This is a genomic window from Pseudomonas sp. Ma2-10 (genome assembly GCF_054330215.1).
Genome location: NZ_JBTEYL010000091.1, coordinates 1 through 428, shown reverse-complemented (window position 1 = coordinate 428; position 428 = coordinate 1). Strand labels below are relative to the sequence as shown.

Annotated in this window: 1 protein-coding gene; it reads right to left on the bottom strand. The window is 57.2% G+C overall.

From position 1 onward, the window contains the following. Positions 1-428, bottom strand: a 428-nt coding sequence (locus tag ACXPVS_RS27440) for an RHS repeat domain-containing protein (protein ID WP_458512666.1), incomplete at both ends; no start/stop codon positions are given.

Here is a 428-nt window from a genome sequence, read left to right as displayed (position 1 = left end):
TGGGTGTAGACCTCTTCGCTGCCGTCAGCATTGGTAACCGTGACGCTGCCTTTGTCATCCCAGGCGTAATGCGCGTCCATTTGCGAGAAGCTCGCCCAGTGATGAACGCAGCGCGCCGATTTACCTTCTTTTTCCCATTCCCAGTAAAAACTGGCGCCGCCGGCGAGTTGCCGCTCAAGAATGACGTTCTGGTCGTTGTAGGCATAACGCTCGGCTTCGCCAGCGGCGTTTTTGGCTTCGATCAGGCGGTGTTGGGTGTCGTAGCTGTAGGTGACCAGGGTCTGGACGGTGCTCCAGGCATCTTCCAGGTTGTCTGCCGGACTGAACTGCTGATAGTCGATGGCGACGATGTGCTTGCGGTCGTAACGTACAAGGAGAGCCCGACCAGCACCGTTATCGACGCGTTTGATTCGACCGTGAATGTCACG